This is a genomic window from Microbispora corallina (assembly GCF_016863035.1).
Lineage (GTDB): Bacteria > Actinomycetota > Actinomycetes > Streptosporangiales > Streptosporangiaceae > Microbispora > Microbispora corallina.
The window spans coordinates 1-19,586 of sequence record NZ_BOOC01000012.1 but is presented as its reverse complement, the minus strand read 5'-3'; the positions used below and the strand labels follow the sequence as shown (position 1 = coordinate 19,586).

Annotated in this window: 19 protein-coding genes and 1 tRNA gene; 15 read left to right on the top strand and 5 right to left on the bottom strand. The window is 73.1% G+C overall.

Annotated elements, in window-relative coordinates; genetic code table 11:
- The first annotated feature begins 222 nt into the window (after positions 1-222).
- Positions 223-1,065 (top strand): cellulose-binding domain-containing protein, encoded by an 843-nt coding sequence (locus tag Mco01_RS15360; protein ID WP_204057591.1) that lies wholly within the window; start codon positions 223-225, stop codon positions 1,063-1,065.
- Between the two features lie 44 nt (positions 1,066-1,109).
- Here Mco01_RS15360 and secA2 read toward each other — a convergent pair whose 3' ends face one another.
- Entirely contained in the window at positions 1,110-3,377 is a 2,268-nt protein-coding gene (gene secA2, locus Mco01_RS15355; protein WP_204057590.1) for an accessory Sec system translocase SecA2, read from the bottom strand.
- A gap of 135 nt (positions 3,378-3,512) precedes the next feature.
- On the opposite strand from secA2, the gene Mco01_RS15350 reads away from it, so the two are divergent.
- From Mco01_RS15350 to Mco01_RS15340, 3 genes are all read left to right on the top strand, one after another.
- Positions 3,513-3,872: a VOC family protein gene (locus Mco01_RS15350; protein WP_204057589.1), complete on the top strand. Its 360-nt coding sequence runs from the start codon at positions 3,513-3,515 to the stop codon at positions 3,870-3,872.
- 93 nt (positions 3,873-3,965) lie between these two features.
- The gene (locus Mco01_RS15345; RefSeq protein ID WP_204057588.1) at positions 3,966-4,841 is read left to right on the top strand and encodes a DMT family transporter; all 876 of its coding nucleotides are present in this window, start codon (positions 3,966-3,968) and stop codon (positions 4,839-4,841) included.
- A 9-nt stretch (positions 4,842-4,850) separates the two neighbouring features.
- Complete coding sequence (locus tag Mco01_RS15340) at positions 4,851-6,482, top strand: DUF2079 domain-containing protein (RefSeq protein ID WP_204057587.1); 1,632 nt, start codon at positions 4,851-4,853, stop codon at positions 6,480-6,482.
- Here the strand turns inward: Mco01_RS15340 and Mco01_RS15335 are convergent.
- On the bottom strand, positions 6,466-7,731 hold the full coding sequence (locus Mco01_RS15335; RefSeq protein ID WP_204057586.1) for an FAD-dependent monooxygenase: 1,266 nt from the start codon (positions 7,729-7,731) through the stop codon (positions 6,466-6,468). The two genes, Mco01_RS15340 and Mco01_RS15335, sit on opposite strands and share 17 nt — an antisense overlap.
- A 65-nt stretch (positions 7,732-7,796) precedes the next feature.
- Here Mco01_RS15335 and Mco01_RS15330 point away from each other — a divergent pair, with 65 nt between their 5' ends.
- From Mco01_RS15330 to Mco01_RS15310, 5 genes are all read left to right on the top strand, one after another.
- Positions 7,797-8,501, top strand: a complete 705-nt coding sequence (locus tag Mco01_RS15330) for a TetR/AcrR family transcriptional regulator (RefSeq protein WP_204057585.1) — start codon at positions 7,797-7,799, stop codon at positions 8,499-8,501.
- A gap of 141 nt (positions 8,502-8,642) precedes the next feature.
- Positions 8,643-9,593 (top strand): phosphotransferase family protein, encoded by a 951-nt coding sequence (locus Mco01_RS15325; RefSeq protein ID WP_204057584.1) that lies wholly within the window; start codon positions 8,643-8,645, stop codon positions 9,591-9,593.
- The gene (locus tag Mco01_RS15320) at positions 9,593-10,798 is read left to right on the top strand and encodes an acyl-CoA dehydrogenase family protein (RefSeq protein ID WP_204057583.1); all 1,206 of its coding nucleotides are present in this window, start codon (positions 9,593-9,595) and stop codon (positions 10,796-10,798) included. Before Mco01_RS15325 ends, Mco01_RS15320 begins: the two co-directional genes overlap by 1 nt.
- Positions 10,798-11,976: an acyl-CoA dehydrogenase family protein gene (locus tag Mco01_RS15315; protein WP_204057582.1), complete on the top strand. Its 1,179-nt coding sequence runs from the start codon at positions 10,798-10,800 to the stop codon at positions 11,974-11,976. Before Mco01_RS15320 ends, Mco01_RS15315 begins: the two co-directional genes overlap by 1 nt.
- On the top strand, positions 11,973-13,139 hold the full coding sequence (locus Mco01_RS15310; RefSeq protein WP_204057581.1) for an acyl-CoA dehydrogenase family protein: 1,167 nt from the start codon (positions 11,973-11,975) through the stop codon (positions 13,137-13,139). Before Mco01_RS15315 ends, Mco01_RS15310 begins: the two co-directional genes overlap by 4 nt.
- On the opposite strand, the gene Mco01_RS15305 is transcribed toward Mco01_RS15310, so the two are convergent.
- Positions 13,136-13,738, bottom strand: coding sequence for a TetR/AcrR family transcriptional regulator (locus Mco01_RS15305; protein ID WP_204057580.1), 603 nt, complete (start codon positions 13,736-13,738; stop codon positions 13,136-13,138). The genes Mco01_RS15310 and Mco01_RS15305 overlap by 4 nt on opposite strands.
- A gap of 153 nt (positions 13,739-13,891) precedes the next feature.
- On the opposite strand from Mco01_RS15305, the gene Mco01_RS15300 reads away from it, so the two are divergent.
- On the top strand, positions 13,892-14,659 hold the full coding sequence (locus tag Mco01_RS15300; protein ID WP_204057579.1) for a nuclease-related domain-containing protein: 768 nt from the start codon (positions 13,892-13,894) through the stop codon (positions 14,657-14,659).
- 87 nt (positions 14,660-14,746) lie between these two features.
- On the opposite strand, the gene Mco01_RS15295 is transcribed toward Mco01_RS15300, so the two are convergent.
- Both Mco01_RS15295 and Mco01_RS15290 read right to left on the bottom strand, forming a co-directional pair.
- Positions 14,747-16,177: a vWA domain-containing protein gene (locus Mco01_RS15295; protein ID WP_204057578.1), complete on the bottom strand. Its 1,431-nt coding sequence runs from the start codon at positions 16,175-16,177 to the stop codon at positions 14,747-14,749.
- Positions 16,174-17,022 carry an AAA family ATPase gene (locus Mco01_RS15290; RefSeq protein ID WP_204057577.1) on the bottom strand — a complete coding sequence of 283 codons (849 nt, stop codon included), beginning with the start codon at positions 17,020-17,022 and terminating at the stop codon, positions 16,174-16,176. The genes Mco01_RS15295 and Mco01_RS15290 overlap by 4 nt, the downstream gene beginning before the upstream one ends.
- Positions 17,023-17,107: 85 nt before the next feature.
- Between Mco01_RS15290 and Mco01_RS15285 the strand changes: the two genes are divergently transcribed.
- From Mco01_RS15285 to Mco01_RS15265, 5 genes are all read left to right on the top strand, one after another.
- Positions 17,108-17,184, top strand: a tRNA-Lys gene (locus Mco01_RS15285).
- 159 nt (positions 17,185-17,343) lie between these two features.
- Positions 17,344-17,793 (top strand): hypothetical protein, encoded by a 450-nt coding sequence (locus Mco01_RS15280; RefSeq protein ID WP_239103622.1) that lies wholly within the window; start codon positions 17,344-17,346, stop codon positions 17,791-17,793.
- A 21-nt stretch (positions 17,794-17,814) separates the two neighbouring features.
- Positions 17,815-18,705 carry a DUF4231 domain-containing protein gene (locus tag Mco01_RS15275; protein ID WP_204057575.1) on the top strand — a complete coding sequence of 297 codons (891 nt, stop codon included), beginning with the start codon at positions 17,815-17,817 and terminating at the stop codon, positions 18,703-18,705.
- Between the two features lie 214 nt (positions 18,706-18,919).
- Positions 18,920-19,096 (top strand): hypothetical protein, encoded by a 177-nt coding sequence (locus tag Mco01_RS15270; protein WP_204057574.1) that lies wholly within the window; start codon positions 18,920-18,922, stop codon positions 19,094-19,096.
- A gap of 18 nt (positions 19,097-19,114) precedes the next feature.
- Positions 19,115-19,586 (top strand): radical SAM protein (locus tag Mco01_RS15265; RefSeq protein ID WP_204057573.1); only part of this gene is annotated, 472 nt, incomplete at its 3' end.

Here is a 19,586-nt window from a genome sequence, read left to right as displayed (position 1 = left end):
CCACCCCTGACCGGCCACTGCTGAGCGCCGCCCGGCCGTCCCCGTCCGCGCGGGGGCGGGCGGCCGGCGCCCGTCCCTCCCATAGCCCTTTCGGCCGCCACCCTGAACCTTTCAGCGACGAGCAGGGCGGCGCCGTGCGCGCCGGCCGTGTCGTTGACGGTCCGCGGACCCGAACGGACGATCGCCTCGAGACCACGACTGATCGACGCGAGGGGCGAACCGATGCGAAGAGCGTGGCTGGGGGCGTGCGCCGGCGTGGTGCTGGCCGCCGTGACCGTCCTCATCCCGGCGGCCGGAGGGGCGGCGGCCGATCCGAGTCCCACCCCGGCGCCGTCGCCGACCACCGCCTGGCCGTGCAACACCGGCCCGACCCGGCCGAGCGACCCGCCGAACGACCCGCCGACGGCTCCGGGCACGCCCGAGGTCGTGAGCGTCATGATGATCGAGGCCCGCCTGCGCTGGGCGGCGGCCACCGACCCGGACGGCATCGCCTGCTACTACGTGTACGAGGCCCTGCCCAACGGGCAGAGCACGCTGCGGGCCACCTTCCAGCCCGCGGTGACCGAGGGAACGGTCTACCTCCCGTGGCCGTCGTACTCCGTTCGGTACGAGGACCACAGCCTGTACGTCGTGGCGGTCGACTCCCGGGGGATGTCCGGCGCCAGGTCGGGCTCGGTCACGGTGCGGGTCTACAACGACGTCGTCAACCCCAACTCGCCGCCGCCCTCCTCACCCCCGCCGCCGCCCCCGCTCGCGTGCCACGTCACGTACGGGTCGAGTACCTGGAACGGCGGCATGTCCACCTGGATCGAGATCGCCAACACCGGCACCACGGCGATCAGCGGCTGGCACCTCACGTTCACGTTCCCCTCGGGGGGACAGCACGTGACCACGGGCTGGTCGGCGCAGTGGACGCAGAACGGCGCCCAGGTCATGGCCTCGAACATGTCGTGGAACGCCGACATCGCACCGCACCGGTCCGTCTCGGTCGGGTTCAACGGCAGCAACACCGGCACCAACCCCGCGCCCGCCGCGTTCTACGTGAACGGGACCGCCTGCACCTGATCCCCGGTCCGGATCCCCGCCGCCGCATGCCCGCGGCGGCGGGGTCACCGCCGGCCGCGCTTGAGCATCCCCGCGACCCGCTTGAGGACGCGGTCCCACTCGGAACCGAACGGGTTGTCCTGCACCAGGTACGTCCAGGTCGCCGTGGGCCGCCTGAGCCCCTGCTCCGCCAGGTCGCGGCTGAGGTCGGCCTTCTCGAACGTCTCCTTCGACCGCCGTTCGATCTCGTCGAGCATGGCCCGGTAGGCGGGGACGGCCTCCCGGTTGAACTCGTCCAGCGGGTTGAGCCGCCCGAGCGCCCGCAGGTGGATGCCCTCGCGGAGGTCCGACAGGAAGCCCAGGTGCTCCGTCCAGCACCGGTCGATGTGGAACAGCACGATCTGCCGGGCCGCGCGGCTCACGGTCTCCTCGCCGGCCGTCTCCTCCAGCTCGCGATAGCGGTCGGGGCAGGCGATCCGCAGCGCCTCGGCCCCCGCGTCGCCGTGCAGGACGCGGTCGCGCCGTTCCAGGATCTCGGCCCGCTGCTTCTCCAGGACCCGCGTGTAGCGCCAGGTGTTGCGGTGGATCTCGAGATTGACCCCCTCGGCCACCCGCTGGGCGTGCGCGACCAGGATGCCCGCGCGCCCGTCCCGTACGACGCCGTCGGGGTCGGCGGGAGGCAGCGCGTCGTCGGGCGCGTACGCCGTGAGCAGGTGGTCCTCGCCGCTCACGAGGAACACCGAGCCGCCCGGGTCGCCCTGGCGCCCGGCCCGCCCCCGGAGCTGGTCGTCGAGCCTGCTGCTCTCGTGCCGTCCCGTGCCGATGACGTAGAGCCCGCCCAGCGCGGCGACCTCGGCCTCCTGCTCCGGGTCGCCGCCGCCGAGGCGGATGTCGGTGCCCCGCCCGGCCATCTGCGTGGACACCGTGAGCGCTCCGCGCTCGCCCGCACGCGCGATGATCGCCGCCTCCTCGGCGTCGTTCTTCGCGTTCAGCACGACGGGCCGAAGGCCCCGTCCGCGCAGCGCCTCGTCCAGCCGCTCGGACTCGGCGACGTCGAGCGTGCCGACGAGGACCGGCCGCCCGGTGGCGTGCCGGGTCTCGATCTCGTCCAGCAGCGCCTGTTCCTTGGCCTCGGCCGTGGGATAGATCCGGTCGGGCTCGTCCACCCGGACGCACGGCCGGTTCGGCGGGATGACCGCCACCTTCAGGTCGTAGAACTCCCGCAGTTGGTCGGCCACGGCGAGAGCGGTCCCGGTCATGCCGCAGATGCGGGGATAGCGGCGGATCAGCGACTGGATCGTCAGCGAGTCGAGGATCTCCCCGGTCTCGGAGGCGGGCAGCCGCTCCTTGGCCTCGACGGCGGCCTGGAGGCCGTCCGGCCACCGCTGGAGCATGGCGACCCGTCCGCGGGAGGCGTTGACCAGGTGGACGCGGCCGTCCCGCACGATGTAGTCCACGTCGCGGGTGAGCAGGGCCTGGGCGTGCAGGGCGAGGTTGACCTGGGTGACGACGCCGGGATGCTCGTACAGGTCGATGCCGAGGGCCTTCTCGACCGTGTCGGTGCCCTTGGGCGTGAGGAAGACGTTACGGCCCTCCTCGTCGATCGTGTAGTGGTAGCCGCGCGACAGCCTCCGCACCAGGGCGGCCATCTCCGGCTGGGCCGTCCCGGGGTCGGCCGCTCCGGCGAGCACCAGCGGCACCCTCGCCTCGTCCACGAGGACGGAGTCGGCCTCGTCGACCAGCGCGACCCGCGGAGGCGGCGTCACGAGGTCGGCCGGGTCGACGCACACCCGGTCGCGCAGCACGTCGAAGCCCAGCTCGCTGACGGCCGCGTAGGTGACGTCCTTCGCGTACGCCTCCCGGCGCTCGCCGGCCGCCGACCCCTCGGCGACCCAGCCGGCCGTCAGGCCGAGCAGGTCGTAGAGCGGCCCCATCCACTCGGCGTCGCGCCGGGCCAGGTAGTCGTTGACGGACACGGCGTGGACCCGGCTTCCGCGCAGGGCGTACCCGGCGGCCGTCATCGCGCCCACCAGCGTCTTGCCCTCGCCGGTCGCCATCTGCACGACGTGGCCGTCCAGCATGGCGAGCACGCCCGTGAGCTGCACGTCGAAGGGCCGCTGCCCGAGCGCCCGCCGCGCCGCCTCGCGGACGACGGCGCAGAAGTCGGCCGTGCCCACCCAGGCCGGGTCGACGGTCGCCGGCCGCAGGTCGTCCCGCCCGCGGACCTCGTCCTCGAGCGCGGCGGCCTCGGCGACGACGCGCTGATACGGCGCCAGGTCGACGCTCCCCGGTCTGTCGAGGACGCGCCTGATCCACCTGCCTACCCGCGCCATGCCCGCTCCAACGACTCGACTGCCGGACTGGTTCCGTCCGCCCGGTTCATGGTGCCATCTCCGCGGGACCGGAACGCGCGCCCGGTCGTCCGTACCTGACACTCCCTGACAGGTACGGGCGGCAGCATGGCGGGCATGACAACGATCGCGAAGCTCATCGCCGTGACCATCGACTGCGCCGAGCCCAGGCGGCTCGCCGAGTTCTACGCCACGATCCTCGGGTTCGAGGTGCAGTACGCCGAGGACGAGTACGCCGGCATCGGCGACGGCGCCGTCAGCATCTACTTCCAGCGGGTGCCGGAGCGGAAGCCGGCCGCCTGGCCGGGTCCGGACAAGCAGTTCCACCTCGACGTCCGGGTCCCGGACGTGGACAAGGCGGTCCAGGAGTACCTGGAGCTGGGCGCCGGCAGGCCCGACTTCCAGCCGGGCGACGGGTGGGTGGTGCTGGCCGACCCGGAGGGACACCTGTTCTGCGTCTGTCCGGAAAGGTCCTGATTTCGCGGTTATCCACAGGCAGGCCACGGGGCGGCCGGTCAGTCCCTAAGCTTGCGTGGTGACCATCCACTCTCCTGACACCGGCCGGCGCCCATGACGTGGGTGGGATTGGCCATCGCCCTCGTCGGGGCGCTGGGATACGCGCTGGGCGCGGCCCTGCAGCAGTTCGAGGCGGTGACCGAGGGGGCGTCCCTCGCGCTCGTCCGGCGTCCACGCTGGTGGATCGGCGGCGTGATCGGCTTCGCGGGGGCGTCGCTGCACGCCGTGGCCCTCAGTGTGGCGCCGCTCGTGCTGGTGCAGCCGGTGAGCGTGGCCACGCTCGTGTTCGCCGTGCCGCTCGCGGCCACCCTGCACGGCAGGCGGCCGCGCCCGGCCGAGATCGCCGGGTCGGTCGCCGTGGCCGCCGGGCTGCTCGGGCTCATGCTGCTCGTCCCGGCCCGCAACGTCACGCCCGTGCTGTCCGACACGGCCGCGCTGGGGCTCATCGGGTGTGTCGGGCTCGTCGTCGCCGTGACGTTCTCCGCCGCCCGCCTGGTGCGCGGGCCGGCGAAGGCGCTGCTCACGGCTGTGGGCGCCGGGTCCGTCACGGCGACCGTGTCGACCTTCGTCCGCGTCGTGGGCGGCGGCCTCGGCGGCGACCTGAGCCGGCTGGTCACCTGGTTCACGCTGGCCATCCCCGTGCTGCTCGTGTGCGCCGTGGTGCTGCTCCAGAAGTCGTACGCCGTGGGCTACTTCGGCATCGCCTACGCCGGCGTCCAGGTGGTCGACCCGATCACCTCGGTCACGGCGGGGGCCGTGCTGCTGGGCGAGCCCCTGCCGAGCGAGCCCGGCAAGGTGGTGCCCGCCCTTCTCGCGACGGCCCTGCTCATCGGGGGCACGGTGACGCTCGGCCGGCTGGCGCCCGACCACGCGCGGCCCCGGCCCGTCCCCGAGGAGCCCGCCGACGCGGTCGGCGCGGCCCGGGCCTGAGGTCGTCCAATGACGGCATCCGCCGCCGAATCCTCCCCCCTCCTTCCCCCCGCCCGGCCGGCGGCGTCCCCGGTCGCCACGGCGGTGTCCGCGGTCGCCACGGCGGTCTCCGACGCCACGGCCACGGTCGCGGCGGAGCCTGCCGGGCCGGTAGCCGCAGCCCCGTCGCCGGTCGCCGCGGGCGAGCCGCGGCGGAGGCGGGCGCAGCACCTCGTCGCCGTCACCGCGATCACCGTGGCCGCCACCGGCGTCTACGCGTTGCTGGGGTTGACGCGGTTGTCGTTGTTCCGGGCGACGAGCCTGGATCTGACGCTGTTCGACCAGGTGGTGCGGGGGTTCGCGGCGTTGTCGGCGCCGACGAGCCCGCTGCGCGGGGTGGACCTCGGCAAGGGGTTCGGGTTCAACCAGATGGGGGAGCACTTCTCGCCCATCCTGGCCGTGCTCGCGCCGCTGTACTGGATCCATGACGGTCCCGAGACGCTGATCGTGGCGCAGGCCGTGCTGTTCGCGCTGGCGGTGCCGCCGATCTGGGTGTTCACCCGGCGGGTGCTGGGGGTGGGGCCGGCCTACCTGGTGGTGGTGGCGTACGCGGTGTCGTGGCCTTTGGCGCGGGCGGCCAACTTCGACTTCCACGAGGTGGCCTTCGCACCGCTGTTGACGGCGGTGATGATCGAGCGGTTCCACGCGGGCCGGCACGCGGCGACGGCGTTCGCGGCGGCGGGGCTCCTCCTGGTGAAGGAGGACATGGGGCTGATGGTGGCCGGGTTCGGGCTGTTCGTCCTGCTGCGCGGCCGCCGCTGGGACGGCGTCGCCTACGCGGCCGGGGGGCTGCTCTACACGGTCCTGGCCCGCCAGGTCTTCATCCCCGCCGTCGGCGGCGACCCGGACATGTACTGGGCCTACGACCAGATCGGCAGGACTCCCGGCGCCATCGCCGGCACCCTGTTCGGCGACCCGCTCCACGTGCTCTCGATGCTGGTCAGCCCGCAAGTGAAGATCGACACGTGGGCATTCCTGCTGTGGCCGGCGCTGTTCACGTGCCTGCTGTCGCCGCTGACGCTGATGGCGGTGCCGCAGATCCTGGAGCGGGTGCTGTCGGACCGGTGGATGTGGTGGGGGACCGATTACCACCACAGCGCCTTCACCGTGGCCGTCCTGCTGTGCGCGGGGGTGGACGGGGCGGCCCGCCTGGTGCGCTGGCTGCGCCGGCGCAACGCCCCGGTCGATCCGCGCACCGCCGGCGGCGCCTGGGCGCTGGGGGTGTGCGTGGTCGCGCTCACGCTGGTGCCGCGCTTCCCGTTCGACCAGTTGATCAGGCCGGAGTTCTACGAGCGGCACCCGGACGTGGTGGCGGCCGAGCAGGCGATCCGGGAGGTGCCGGACGGGGTGGTGGTGGAGGCCGTCAACCACATCGGGCCGCGCCTGTCGGGCCGGGACACGGTGCTGCTGTGGAACGACCGGCCTCCGGTGGCGCAGTGGATCGTGGCGGACGTGGCCCGGGGCGCCTATCCGTGGCCGTCGCCGGACCGGCAGCGGGAGCGGGTGGAGGAGCTGAAGGCCATGGGCTACGAGGTCGTCTTCGACCGCGAGGGATACGTCGTCCTCCACCGCACCGACCCGTCCGTCACCCCCGCCATGTGAAGACGTCGTCGAACTGCCGGAGCATGAGGTCCGGGAGCAGCCGGTTCACGGCGACGATCATGCCGTCGCGGGCCGCCCTGGCCGCCGGGTTGCGCCAGCCGGTGAGCCGTCCGATCGCCCGCGACCGCCGCACGATCGGCCGGGTCCTCGCCGTACGGGCCGCCGAGTAGGCCGCCAGCCCCGCCGCCACGCGATCGGGGAGGCCGTCCGCAGTCCCGGCCGTCCCGCTGCCGGCATCGCCAGCCGTCCCGGCCGCCGGCCCCGCGACCTCGTCAGCCGCCACCCGGCCGGGGAGGCCGTCCGCCTGGGGCGTCGTCTTCGCCGGGAGGCCGGGGCCGACGAGCCGCGCGAGGACGACGGCGTCCTCGATGGCCTGGCACGCGCCCTGACCGAGGTTGGGGGTCATCGCGTGCGCCGCGTCGCCGAGCAGGGCGACCCTCCCACGGTGGAACGCGGGCAGCGGGGCGTCGAGGGAGTGGATGTCGTGGCGGAGCACCGCGGCGGGGTCGGCCGCGGCGAGCAGCGCCGGAATGGGGTCGTGCCAGCGGCCGAACAGCCGGACCAGCTCGCCCCGCTCGTCCGCCGCGCGGCCGCCCGGGGGAACGGCGGCGGTGGCGTAGCAGTACACCCGGTCGTCCGCGAGCGGCATGACCCCGAAGAGGAGGCCGGGTCCCCACGTCTCCGACGCCGGCACCAGGCCCTTCATCGGCACGACGATCCGCCAGCTCGTCACCCCGGCGTACACCGGGGCGGGATGGCCGGGGAACAGCGCGCTCCGCGTCGCCGAGCGGATGCCGTCCGCCGCCACGACCAGGTCGGCCTCCAGCGTTCCGCCCTCGGTGGCGACGCGGCCCGTCGCGGGGTCGGCCGCCGCGACGCGCGTGCCCAGGCGCAGCGCGCCGGGGGAGAGCGCCCCGGCGAGGAGATCCACCAGCGTCGAGCGCAGGAGCAGCACGGTGGGGTCGCCGTAACGGGCCGTCGCCTGCTCCGCGCTCGTCCGGGTCAGCCACCGTCCCGACGGCCGCCGGATCCCCGCGTCGCCCTGGATCGCGGCGAGCTTCCTGATCTCGTCGCCGAGGCCGATCGTGTCGAGCGCCCGCAGCGCGTTGGGGGCCACGGCGAGCCCCGAGCCGACCGGTTCGACCGACCCGGCCTGCTCGACGACGGTCACCGCCCAGCCCCTCCGCTCCAATGCGACGGCGGCCGTCAGCCCGCCGATCCCGCCGCCGATCACCACTGCGCGCGCCATGGACGGCCTCCCCTGTCAACTACACCTGTAGTTGACAATACTACGCCTGTAGTCCGCCCCCTAAAATGGGGCCTGTGATCAGTCAGCGGGCGGCCGTCGTCGCGGACGCGGCCATCGAGATCCTGGCCGACCGCGGGATGCGCGGCCTGACGCACCGGGCCGTGGACGAGGCGGCGGGGCTTCCCCCTGGCTCGACGTCCAACCTGGCCAGGACGCGAGCGGCGCTGCTCGAACTGACCCTCGACCGGCTGACCGAGCGGGAGGAGGCCGCGCTGTCCGACGTCATGTCCGCGATCGCGCTCGACGCCCCGGCCCTTCCGGACGCCGCTCCCGCCTCCGCCCGTCCTGCGAGCCCGGACGCCGGGCTCGTCTCCGCCCGTCCTGGGTCCGCGGACGCGGGCGCCTTCCCCCTCGCCGGGCTCGCCGCCGTGCTGGCCCGTGCCACGTACGACGCGATCACCGTGCACCGGCGGGCCACGATCGCGCGCTACGAGCTCGCCCTGGAGGCCACCAGGCGGCCCGAGCTGCGCAAGGTGTACGACGAGATCGGCCGCCGCTACCGAGACCCGGCCGTCGCCATGCTGGCCGCCGCCGGCGCCCCCGACCCCGGCCGCCAGGGCCGCCAGATCGTGGCGGTGACCGAGGGCATGATCTTCGACGCCGTCGTCGGCGCGGGGGCCGTCCCCACGCTCGACGACCTCCGGGCCGGCTTCGCCGAGGTCCTCCGGTCGGTCCTGCGAAGCGGGGAGGAACCCCCGGCGTCCGGGTGAGCCGGACCGAGATGGAAAGGGCACCGGACGGCTCTCCGTACCGTGAGGCGGGGGAAAGGCCGGTGAAGCGGCACGTCGGGACGCCTCCGGGAACCGGTCGCAGGTTAGACATACATACCGTCTGGTCGGTACGCTGACGGCGTGAACGCAGACCCGCCCGGCCTCGACCTCGCCCGTCTCGCGGACCACCTCCAGAAGGAGGGGCTCACGCAGGGACCGCTCACGGCCGAGCTGATCGTGGGGGGCAAGTCGAACCTGACGTACGTGGTGCGGGACGCCACGCAAACGTACGTGGTGCGCAGGCCGCCGCTGGGCCACGTTCTCGCCACGGCCCACGACATGGGCCGGGAGCACCGGGTCATGAGCGCGCTCCAGGACACCCCGGTGCCGGTGCCCCGCACGTACCATCTGTGCCTGGACCCCGAGGTGATCGGCGCGCCGTTCTACGTCATGGAGCACGTCGAGGGCGGCCAGCCGCCACTGACCCCGGCCCTCGCCCGCGAGCTGGTCGGCGTGCTGGCCGCGCTGCACTCGATCACCCCGGGCGACGTCGGGCTCGGCGACTTCGGGCGGCCGGAGGGCTTCCTGCAGCGCCAGGTGAGCCGGTGGAAGCGGCAGCTCGACGCCTCCCGCAGCCGGGAGGTCCCCGGCATCGACGACCTGTACGAGCGGCTGGCCCGCGACGTCCCGGCGTCGGGCGAGCCGGCCATCGTCCACGGCGACTTCAAGCTCGGCAACACGCTCATCGCCGGCGGCCGGGTCAGGGCGGTGCTCGACTGGGAGATGTCCACGATCGGCGACCCGCTGACCGACCTCGCCCTGTTCCTCCTGTACGGCGAGGTCACGGCCCTCGACAACGGGATCCCTGACCAGGCCCCCGACGGACGGGAGACGGTCGCCCGTTACGCCGAGGCGTCCGGCCGGGACCTGTCGAGGCTCGGCTGGTACGTCGGCCTGGCCTGCTTCAAGCTCGCGGTGATCGCCGAGGGCATCCACTTCCGCTACACCCAGGGGCTCACGGTCGGGGGCGGCTTCGCCGAGGTCGGCGCGCAGGTGGCCCCCCTCGTCGCCCGCGGACTCATGGAGGTCTGATGGATTTCGGCTTCGACGAGACGACGACGGAGCACCGGGAGCGGCTGCTCGCCTTCATGGACGAGTGCGTCTACCCCGCCGAGCACGCCTTCCACGAGCAGGCGGCCACCAGCGGGTGGGGGCCGCCGCCGCTGCTGGAGGACCTCAAGGCCGAGGCGCGCAGGCGTGACCTGTGGAACCTCTTCCTCCCCGGCGAGCACGGCGCGGGGCTGACCAACCTGCAGTACGCGCCGCTGGCCGAGGTGATGGGGTGGTCGCCCGGCATCGCCCCGCCCGCCACGAACTGCGCCGCCCCCGACACGGGCAACATGGAGGTGCTCGCCCAGTTCGGCAGCGACTGGCAGCGCAAGGAGTACCTGGAGCCGCTGCTGAACGGCGAGATCCGGTCGGCCTTCGCGATGACCGAGCCCGACGTCGCCTCCTCCGACGCGACCAACATCGCCACCTCCATCCGCAGGGATGGGAACGAGTACGTGATCAACGGCCGCAAGTGGTACATCACGGGCGCGATGAACCCCAACTGCGCCGTCTTCATCGTCATGGGCAAGACCGACCCCGACGCGCCGTCGCACCGCCAGCAGAGCATGGTCCTCGTCCCGCGTGACACCCCCGGCCTGACCGTACGGCGGGGGATGCGGGTCTTCGGCTACGACGACGCCGACCACGGCGGCCACGCCGAGGTGGTCTTCGAGGACGTGCGGGTGCCCGTGGACAACCTGATCGGCGAGGAGGGCGGCGGCTTCGCCATCGCCCAGGCGCGCCTCGGGCCGGGCCGCATCCACCACTGCATGCGGCTCATCGGCATGGCGGAGCGGGCGGTGGAGCTGATGTGCCGCCGCGCCCTGTCGCGAAACGCGTTCGGCAAGGCCGTGGCCCAGCAGGGCGTCGTGCAGGACTGGATCGCCGAGTCCCGGGTCCGCATCGAGCAGTTGCGCCTCCTGGTGCTGAAGACGGCCTGGCTCATGGACACCGTGGGCAACCGCGGCGCCCACACCGAGATCCAGGCCATCAAGATCGCCACTCCGGCCGGCGTGGAGTGGATTCTCGACAAGGCCATCCAGGTCCACGGCGCCGGCGGGCTCAGCCAGGACTTCCCGCTGGCCGGCCTGTGGGCGGGCGCGCGGTCCCTGCGGTTCGCCGACGGCCCGGACGAGGTCCACAAGCGCTCGCTGGCCTACCGCGAGCTCAAGAAGTACATGGGGTGATGTCGGTGGCATGGGATGAGGCGTCGATCGCCGAGCGGGCCCGGTCGTTCCTGGCCGAGCACGACCCGGCGCGGACGGACCGGCTCGGCTTCCTGCGCGCCCGGTTCGACGCCGGGCTGGCGTGGGTGCACTTCCCCGAGGGGCTCGGCGGCCTCGGCACGCGCCGCGACCTGCAGGCCGTCGTCGAACGGGAGCTGAAGGGCACGCCCGACAACGACCCCGGCCGCATCGGCATCGGCCTCGGCATGGCCGCCCCGACCGTCCTCGCGTTCGGCACGGACGAGCAGCGCAGGCGGTTCCTGCGGCCGCTGTGGACGGGCGAGGAGGTGTGGTGCCAGCTGTTCAGCGAGCCGGGCGCCGGCTCCGACCTCGCCACGCTCGCCACCCGCGCCGTACGCGAGGGGGACGAGTGGGTGGTCGACGGCCAGAAGGTGTGGACGTCGAGCGCGCACACCGCCCGCTGGGGCATCCTCGTGGCCCGCACCGACCCGGACGTCCCCAAGCACCGCGGCCTCACGTACTTCGTCTGCGACATGCGCGCCCCGGGCGTCGAGGTGCGGCCGCTGCGCCAGATCACCGGGGAGGCCGAGTTCAACGAGGTCTTCCTCACGGGCGTCCGGCTGCCCGACTCCCTGCGGCTGGGCGAGGTCGGCGACGGCTGGCGGGTGGCGCAGACCACGCTGATGAACGAGCGCGTCGCGATCGGCGGGGCCCCGGCCCGGCGCTCGATGGCGGGGGTGGTCGCCGACACCTGGCGCTCGCGGCCTGAGCTGCGCACGCACGACCTGCACCAGCGGCTGCTCAAGCTCTGGGTGGACGCGGAGGTCCTGCGCCTGACCGCCGTACGGCTGCGTGAGCAGCTCGCCGCCGGGCACCCGGGGCCGGAGGGCTCGGGGATGAAGCTGGCCTTCGCCCGGCTGCACCAGGAGCTGTCCGGGCTGGAGGTGGAGCTGCTCCGCGAGGACGGCCTGGCCTACGACGACTGGACCTTCCGGCGGCCCGAAGCCGTCGACTTCCTCGGCCGTGAGGCGGGCTACCGCTACCTGCGCGCGAAGGGCAACTCGATCGAGGGCGGCACCTCGGAGATCCTGCGCAACATCATCGCCGAACGCGTCCTCGGGCTGCCGTCCGAGCCGCGCGCCGACAAGGACGTCGCCTGGAAGGACCTCCCCCGATGACCGACGACCGTTCGACGAGCCTCCTCTACACGGAGGTCGAGCAGGAACTGCGGGCCGCCGTGCGCGACCTGCTTGCCGACAAGAGCGCGCCGGCGGACGTGCTGGCCCGCGCCGAGGCCGCCGCCGGGGGAGCGGCGCCGTACGACGCCGAGCTGTGGAAGGCGCTCGCCCGCGACATCGGCGCGGCCGGGCTGCTGGTGCCCGAGGAGCTCGGCGGCGCCGGCGCGTCCGCCCGCGAGGCGGCCGTGGTCCTGGAGGAGCTGGGCCGCTCGGTCGCCGCCGTGCCGTTCCTCAGCAGCGCCGTCCTGGCCACCCGCGCCCTGATGGCCGCGGGGGGCGACGTCGCCGCCGGGCTGCTGGAGCGCCTCTCCTCGGGTGAGGTCACCGCCGCCCTCGCCGTGTCCGCGGCCACCTCGCCGTACGGGCCGAAGGGGCCGGCGGTCACGCTCGGGGCGGACGGCCGGGTCTCCGGCACGGTCACCGGGGTGATCGGCGCGGAGGTCGCGGACGTGCTGCTGGTGCCCGCGCTGGCGGCGTCCGACGGGAGCCTCGCCCTGTGCGCCGTGAGCGCCGGGGAGGGCGCCGGCGTCGCCGCGGTCCCCTCGCTCGACCTGACCCGGCCGGTGGCCACCGTCACGTTCGCCTCCGCTCCGGCGGGGGTCGTGGCGCGGCGGACGGGGACGTGGGCGCCCGGGGTCCGCGAGGCGCTCGCCACCGGAGCGGGCCTGCTCGCGTCCGAGCAGCTCGGCGTGGCCGAGTGGTGCCTCGACACGACCGTGGCGTACGTCAAGGAGCGCAGGCAGTTCGCCCGGCCGGTGGGCTCGTTCCAGGCGGTCAAGCACCGGCTGGCCGACCTCTGGCTGGAGGTGGTCGGGGCCAGGGCCGCGGCCAGGAACGCGGCCGCCCTGCTGGCCGATCCGCGGCGGGGCGAGGAGGCCGCGTCCGCGGTCGCGGTGGCGCAGGCGTACTGCGGCGCGGTGGCCGTCCACGCGGCCGAGGAGTGCGTGCAGCTCCACGGCGGCATCGGGATGACCTGGGAGCACCCTGCACATCTGTATCTGAAGCGGGCCAAGGCCGACCAGATCATCCTCGGCACGCCCGGCGACCACCGCGAGGCCGTCGCCGTCCTGGCCGATCTGCCGGGGCCCGCCCCGGTGCTCTAGCCGTCCACGCCGGGGCGCAGCGAGCTGAGCAGGAGGTCGGCGAAGTGGCGGCCGACCTCCGGCCCAGACAGCGGGCCCTCGGGGTGATACCAGGTGCCGAGGTGGTGGACGGACCCGAAGAAGAAGTCGACCACCATCTCGGCCGGGATGTCGTCGCGGAACACACCCGCCCGCTGGCCCTCGGCGACCAGGTCGCGGAAGCGCTCGTGATAGCGGCGTCGCTCGGCCCGGACGCTCTTGTACGTCTCCGGCGACAGCTGGTGCATGGACTGGAAGAAGATCTTGGAGTCGTCGAGGTTGTCGACGGTGGTCACGACCACGTCCACCGCCGCCCCGTGCAGCCGCCCGGCCACCGGGCCCTCGGCGTCGGCGAACCGGTTGAGCCGCTCCATCTGCAGCCGCAGCACGCGGGCGTAGATCTCGTGGAGCAGGTCGTCCTTGGAGTCGAAGTAGTGGTACATGGCGCCCTTGGTCACCCCGGCGGCCGCCACGATCTCCTGGACGGACGTGCTCTCGAAGCCGCGCTCGGCGAACAGCCGGGTGGCCTCGGCCAGCAGGCGCTGCCGCACCGGCTCCTCGACGGTTGTGCTGCGGGCCATCACGACCTCCCTCTCCTCGTCCCTTAGCGTACCGACTGGTCGGTCTAGCGGTCGCACTAGCGGAGTTGCGGTACTTCCCTCACCTTGTGAGAGTTGGTATTCCCGCTCGGGTATCCCGGGAGAAAGCCGCATCACTAGTGTGGGGGGATTCGCGTGCCCAATGGGTCGATCTACGTCCCGCGTGACGAGAAGTTCACGGGCGCCTCGCCGCAGAACCTCTACGAGACCTTCTGGTTCGCCGGCAGGAAGAACAGGCTGCGGGTACGGGCGGCCGTCGGCGTGGCCGGTCTCGTCCTCGGCAACCTGATCGGGCCCCGGCTGGGGCTCAACGGGTTCCTGGCGGGCGTGGCGCTCGGCGGCCTGGCCGCCCTGACCGATCTGCTCATCGCCTGGCGCCTGCACGAGCGCACGGCCGTGTGGCGGGGCAAGCGGCGCGGCGAGGTCCGCACCGGCCGCCTGCTGCGCCTCGCGCTGCGCCGGCACGGCTACCGGGTCATGGACGGCCGGGCCGTGCCCGGTGAGGCGTCCATCGACCACCTCGTCATCGGCCCGGGCGGCGTGTGGATCGTGGACAACGAGGCCTGGGCCCCCGACGTCCTCATCGCCCGGTACGGCGAGCGCCTGTTCTTCGACGAGAAGTTCGGCACGTCGGTCGCCAAGGGGCTGATCGGGGCCGCCGCGTCGATGGCCGCCCTGCTCAGCAGGGAGACCGGCATCGAGGTGACGATCTCCCCGGTGCTGGCCGTGCACAGCGGCAGGATCAAGGCGAGGGGCGGGGTGCTCGCGGGGGAGGGGCTGACCGTGGCCTACCCCTGGAGGGTCGCCGGCTGGATCAGGTCGGAGCGCACGGCCGAGCTGACGGCCGACGAGATCGAGCTGCTCGCGAGGACGGCCGCCCGCATCCTGCGCCGCATGACCTGACGGCCTCCGGGCAGGCCGCGATCGATCCAGGCGAAGGGGACCGACCGCGGCAGCGGGAAGGGCGTGACCGGCGCGTCAGACGCCGGTTCAGGCGAGCGTCTCGACGAAGGCGGCCAGCTGGGCGACGTTGCGGCACTCGTGCATCGGCACCACCGTGCCGTACGCGGTCGCGAGCGAGTCGCCGGTGTCCCATTGCGCGCGCGGCTCCGGGTTGAGCCAGTGCGCGCGGCGGGCCCGCGCGGCCAGCGCCTTCAGCGTGCCCAGCGCCGGCGCCTGGTAGTTGGACCGGGCGTCGCCGAGGATCAGCAGCGAGGTCCTGGGCCCGAGGGCGTCGGCGTGCCGTTCGGCGAACCGCTCGAAGACGTGCCCGTAGTCCGTGCGCCCGAACCGGCTGATGTCGGCCTCCCGCGCCATCCGGTCGATCGCGTCGAGCACGTCGTCCCCCGGACGGAAGAACCGGGTGATCTCGTCCACCGTGTCCACGAACGCGAACGCCCGCACCTTCGTGAACTGCTCCCGCAGCGCGAACGTCAGCAGCAGCGTGAAGTGGGAGAACGTCGACACCGAGTCGCTGGCGTCGCAGAGGATCACCAGCTCGGGCCGGTGCGGCCGCGGGGGGCGCAGGCGGGTGGTCAGCGGCACGCCGCCCGTGGACAGCGACGCCCGGACCGTCCGCCGGAAGTCGAGCCGTCCGCGACGCCCGTGCCTGTGCCTGATGGTCAGGCGGGTGGCCAGCCTGCGCGCGAGCGGGTGGACCTCCCGGCGCAGCTTCTCGAGCTCGGCCTTCGTCACCCGCAGGAAGTCGAGCTGGTCGATCGGCGGCCTGACCGCGGATCTCGCGATCTTCTCGACGCCCGACTCCTCGGCGATCCTGCGCCGCACGTCGGCGGCGACGGCCTCCTGGAACGTCTCGATGCTCCGCGCCAGTTGCCGCCTCGCCACCTTCTCGGGCAACCCGCCGCGCTCGTCGAGCATGGCGGACAGCATCCGGGCCACGAGCGTCTCCGGCGACAGGGCCCGCAGCACCGGGAAGGAGAACCACGACTGCCGCCCGGCCGCCGCGTCCAGCCGTCCGAACCGCCCGACCGCGGCCCGGGCGAAGGCGCGCAACGCCGGGTCGCCGGGGTCGCCCATCAGCAGCTCGGCGAGGCGCTCGCGCAGCTCGGGCACCTCGGCGCGGTCGAGGTCGGGGGTCCCGCCGGCTGTTTCGGACGGGACGAGCCCGGTCACGACCGGCGGGAACCAGAGGTCGAAGAGCGTGTCGAAGCCCGGCCGGTGGGAGGGCCGCTTCACGAGCGTCGCCGCGTACGCCTCCCGGAGCGTCTCGCGCCGGGACAGGTCGACGACGGCGAGGGCGCGCGCCGCGTCGAGTCCCTCGGCCGTCGACACCGGCAGGCCGGCCTGCCGCAGCGCCCGCACGAAGCCCACGTGCCGGTCGACCAGCGAGCCGCCCGTGCCCGGCTCGCCGGGCGCGCCGGCGTCCGGCTCGGCGGACGCGTCGCCGGGGGGCGGGCTCATCGCGGACCGGGCAGGCCCAGCTCCTTGGCCGCCCGCACGTGGTCGGAGTTGTGCTTGAGCACCACGCCGAGCGTGGCGCCGATCGCGGCCTCGTCCAGTTCCGTACGGCCGAGGGCGAGCAGCGTGTGCGCCCAGTCGACGGTCTCGGCGATGGACGGGGACTTCTTGAGCTCCAGCCCCCGCAGCGTGGCCACCGTACGGGCGAGCTGCTCGGCGATCTCCACGGGCAGGCCGGGGACCTGGGCGAGCACGATGTCCCGCTCGCGCTCGGGGGTGGGGTAGTCGAGGTGCAGGTAGAGGCAGCGCCGCTTGAGGGCCTCCGACAGCTCGCGCGTCGCGTTCGAGGTGAGCACCACGTACGGCCGGCGGACGGCCGTGATCGTGCCGAGCTCGGGGATCGTGATCTGGTAGTCGGAGAGGATCTCCAGCAGCAGGCCCTCGACCTCGACGTCCGCCTTGTCCGTCTCGTCGATGAGCAGCACGGCCGGCCCGTCGCTCCTGATCGCCCGCAGCAGCGGCCGTTCCAGGAGGAACTCCTCGGAGAAGATGTCCTCCCACGCGTCGTCGTCGGCCTGGATGCGCAGCAGCTGCTTCTTGTAGTTCCACTCGTAGAGCGCCCGCGCCTCGTCGAGGCCCTCGTAGCACTGCAGGCGGATCAGCCGGGCGCCGGTCGAGGCGGCCACGGCCTTGGCGAGCTGGGTCTTGCCCACCCCCGCGGGCCCCTCGGCGAGCAGGGGTTTCCCGAGTGCCCCGGCCAGGAACACCGATGTCGCCGTCGCGTCGTCGGCAAGGTAGTCGACGGCCTCCAGCCGTCCGCGGACCTCGTCAGGCGAGGCGAACCACATCTGCGCTCCAACCGTAGACCGAATGTTGTTCTACTTTAGCTGGTTTGGACCGATCTGCGGGGTGCGATAGCCTCTAAGGGCTTTTGCGCCGCTAGCTCAGTTGGTCAGAGCAGCTGACTCTTAATCAGCGGGTCCGGGGTTCGAGTCCCTGGCGGCGCACCATGATCTCACCGATTACGGCCCGCCGGATTTCGGTAGTGTCGCCCTCATGAGCGGCGACGTGAATCGCGTGACGGGGGAAGCGGCCGGCAGGGCCGTCCTCCGCCGGCTGCCCCGGCCGCGTCGCACGATCCCCGGCCGCCGCCGTTGATCCGGATCGCGGTGACCGGCCACCGCGACGTCAGCCGGGACAGCGTGCCGCTGCTGGAGGCCGCCCTTCGCGGAGTCCTCGCATCCCACGCCCCCGATCTCGTCGGCATCTCCTGCCTCGCGGCCGGGGCCGACCAGTTGTTCGCGCAGACCGTCCTGGACCTGGGCGGACGGCTGGAGGCGGTCGTGCCGGCGGAGGCGTACGGCGACGGGGCCTTCGAGGCGCTGCTCGGCCGGGCCGAGGTGGTCCGGCGGCTGCCGTACCGGACGGCCTCCCCGGAGGCGTACGCGGCGGCCAACGACGTGATGCTCGAATCCGCCGACCTTCTCGTCGCCGTGTGGGACGGACGTCCCTCCCGTGGCGCGGGCGGGACGGCGGACGCGGTGGCGTGCGCGCGGCGGCGCGACCTTCCCGTCGTCGTGGTCTGGCCGCCCGGTACGTCAAGACTTGACACTCCTTGAGCCGTTGGTTCACCTCGAAGCGTGGAGACGCTTCCCGATTCCGAGTTCCCCGCCCTCTACCGCGCCGCCGACCGCTCGGCGGTCTCCGGGCAGCGACGGCTCCTGTCCGCCACCGCCGTACGGCTGTCCGCCCTGGTCGTCGCCGCCGCGTGCGGCTCGTTCGACCTGGTTGTGGGCAGCCTGGACGCCCCGGCGACCGTGGCGGCGGCCGCCATGGCGGTCGCGCTCGTGACGGAGGTCTACCTGCTCACGACCCGTCCCGACCGGCAGTGGTACGAGGCGCGCTCGGCCGCGGAGTCGGCCAAGACGCTGGCCTGGCGTTACCTGGTCGGCGGCCAGCCGTTCGGCATCGGGGCGGGCGAGGACCACGAGCCGGAAAGACTCCTCCTCCGCCGGTTCAGCAAGATCACCGGGGATCTGCGCGGGGTGTCGCCGGTCCCGCTGGTCGATGGGGAGCTGCAGGTGACCGAGGGGATGCGGCAGATGCGCGCACGCCCGCTCGACGAGCGCAAACGCCACTACATGGTCGGCCGCCTGAACGACCAGCGCGCCTGGTACGCGGCTAAGGCGGCGATCCACGAGCGCAAGGCCGCCCGGTGGCTCGTCACGGTCGCGGTCGTCGAGGCGCTCGGCCTGATGGCCGCCGCGATCAAGGCGGCCCTCGCCGGCAGTGCCCCCAGTCTCGACCTGCCCGGGATCATGGGAGCGGTCGCCGCCGCCTGCGTGGCCTGGCTTCAGACCCGCCAGCACCAGCAGGTCGCAGGGGCGTACGCCGTCGCCGCCCTGGAACTGGGGGACATCGTCGTGCGCGCCGACTGGCCGACGACGGAGCCGGAGTGGGCGCATTTCGTCGACGAGGCGGAAGAGGCCATTTCCCGTGAACACACCCTCTGGTCCGCGTCACACGCCTGAAAAGATTAGGGTTTTGTAACGTTTAGGATAGTTAAGACACCCCTCGGGCACGCCGGAGTATCGTTGCTCGTTCAGCATTAAAGACCAGGTCAGAGTGCCGATCGCGATGTGGGATTCGCCTCCTGTGGCCCCCATAATGGGGGTACTGTAGCGGGGTCGGCGGACCCCGCTCTGACACTTTCCGAACGCCGGTTCGGGTTATTTAAGGACGGCCATGAGCACTCTCGCGGAAGAGAAGCGGACGGAAGTCGCTTCCGAGGTTGTTGACCTGCGGTTCGTTCCGCTGTCGCTCGTCCGCGAGACCGCCTCCGCCGATATCCTCCGGCGAATCAAGCCCGACTCCCCGGCCATTCCCCGCGTTCCCGTCGCGGCTTTCAACTCGTCGATCTGATTCGACCTGGGGGCCGCCATGAGTGGGCCCTTCGGGGCATTCCGACAATTCGTCCTCAAAGTCCACAGTCGGTGCGATCTCGCCTGCGATCACTGTTACGTCTACGAACACGCTGATCAAAGCTGGCGTGGCCGTCCCCGGGTCATGTCGGACGAAACCGTCACATGGGCATCGCTCCGCATCGCCGAACACGTCAAGACCCACGGCCTGCCCCAGGTCACGGTGGTCCTGCACGGCGGCGAACCGCTGCTCGCCGGTCCCGAGCGGCTGGGCCGGATCGCGGGCGAGCTCCGCGCGGCTCTCGACCCGATCTGCGACCTCGACCTGCGCCTCCACACGAACGGCGTCCGTCTGGACGACCGGTTCCTGGACGTGTTCGCCGAGCACGGCGTCAAGGTCGGCGTGTCGCTCGACGGCGACCGGGCCGCGAACGACCTGCACCGGCGCTTCGCGGACGGCCGCAGCTCGTTCGAGCAGGCGATCCGGGCCG

Bases quoted from the DNA above. Each gene is read 5' to 3' on its own strand.
- secA2 (WP_204057590.1), bottom strand. From the start codon at position 3,377: ATGGCGCGGGTAGGCAGGTGGATCAGGCGCGTCCTCGACAGACCGGGG.
- Mco01_RS15290 (WP_204057577.1), bottom strand. From the start codon at position 17,022: ATGTGGTTCGCCTCGCCTGACGAGGTCCGCGGACGGCTGGAGGCCGTC.
- Mco01_RS15350 (WP_204057589.1), top strand. From the start codon at position 3,513: ATGACAACGATCGCGAAGCTCATCGCCGTGACCATCGACTGCGCCGAG.
- Mco01_RS15330 (WP_204057585.1), top strand. From the start codon at position 7,797: ATGGGGCCTGTGATCAGTCAGCGGGCGGCCGTCGTCGCGGACGCGGCC.
- Mco01_RS15310 (WP_204057581.1), top strand. From the start codon at position 11,973: ATGACCGACGACCGTTCGACGAGCCTCCTCTACACGGAGGTCGAGCAG.
- Mco01_RS15305 (WP_204057580.1), bottom strand. From the start codon at position 13,738: ATGGCCCGCAGCACAACCGTCGAGGAGCCGGTGCGGCAGCGCCTGCTG.
- Mco01_RS15270 (WP_204057574.1), top strand. From the start codon at position 18,920: ATGAGCACTCTCGCGGAAGAGAAGCGGACGGAAGTCGCTTCCGAGGTT.
- Mco01_RS15360 (WP_204057591.1), top strand. From the start codon at position 223: ATGCGAAGAGCGTGGCTGGGGGCGTGCGCCGGCGTGGTGCTGGCCGCC.
- Mco01_RS15335 (WP_204057586.1), bottom strand. From the start codon at position 7,731: ATGGCGCGCGCAGTGGTGATCGGCGGCGGGATCGGCGGGCTGACGGCC.
- Mco01_RS15315 (WP_204057582.1), top strand. From the start codon at position 10,798: ATGTCGGTGGCATGGGATGAGGCGTCGATCGCCGAGCGGGCCCGGTCG.
- Mco01_RS15295 (WP_204057578.1), bottom strand. From the start codon at position 16,177: ATGAGCCCGCCCCCCGGCGACGCGTCCGCCGAGCCGGACGCCGGCGCG.
- Mco01_RS15345 (WP_204057588.1), top strand. From the start codon at position 3,966: ATGACGTGGGTGGGATTGGCCATCGCCCTCGTCGGGGCGCTGGGATAC.
- Mco01_RS15320 (WP_204057583.1), top strand. From the start codon at position 9,593: ATGGATTTCGGCTTCGACGAGACGACGACGGAGCACCGGGAGCGGCTG.
- Mco01_RS15340 (WP_204057587.1), top strand. From the start codon at position 4,851: ATGACGGCATCCGCCGCCGAATCCTCCCCCCTCCTTCCCCCCGCCCGG.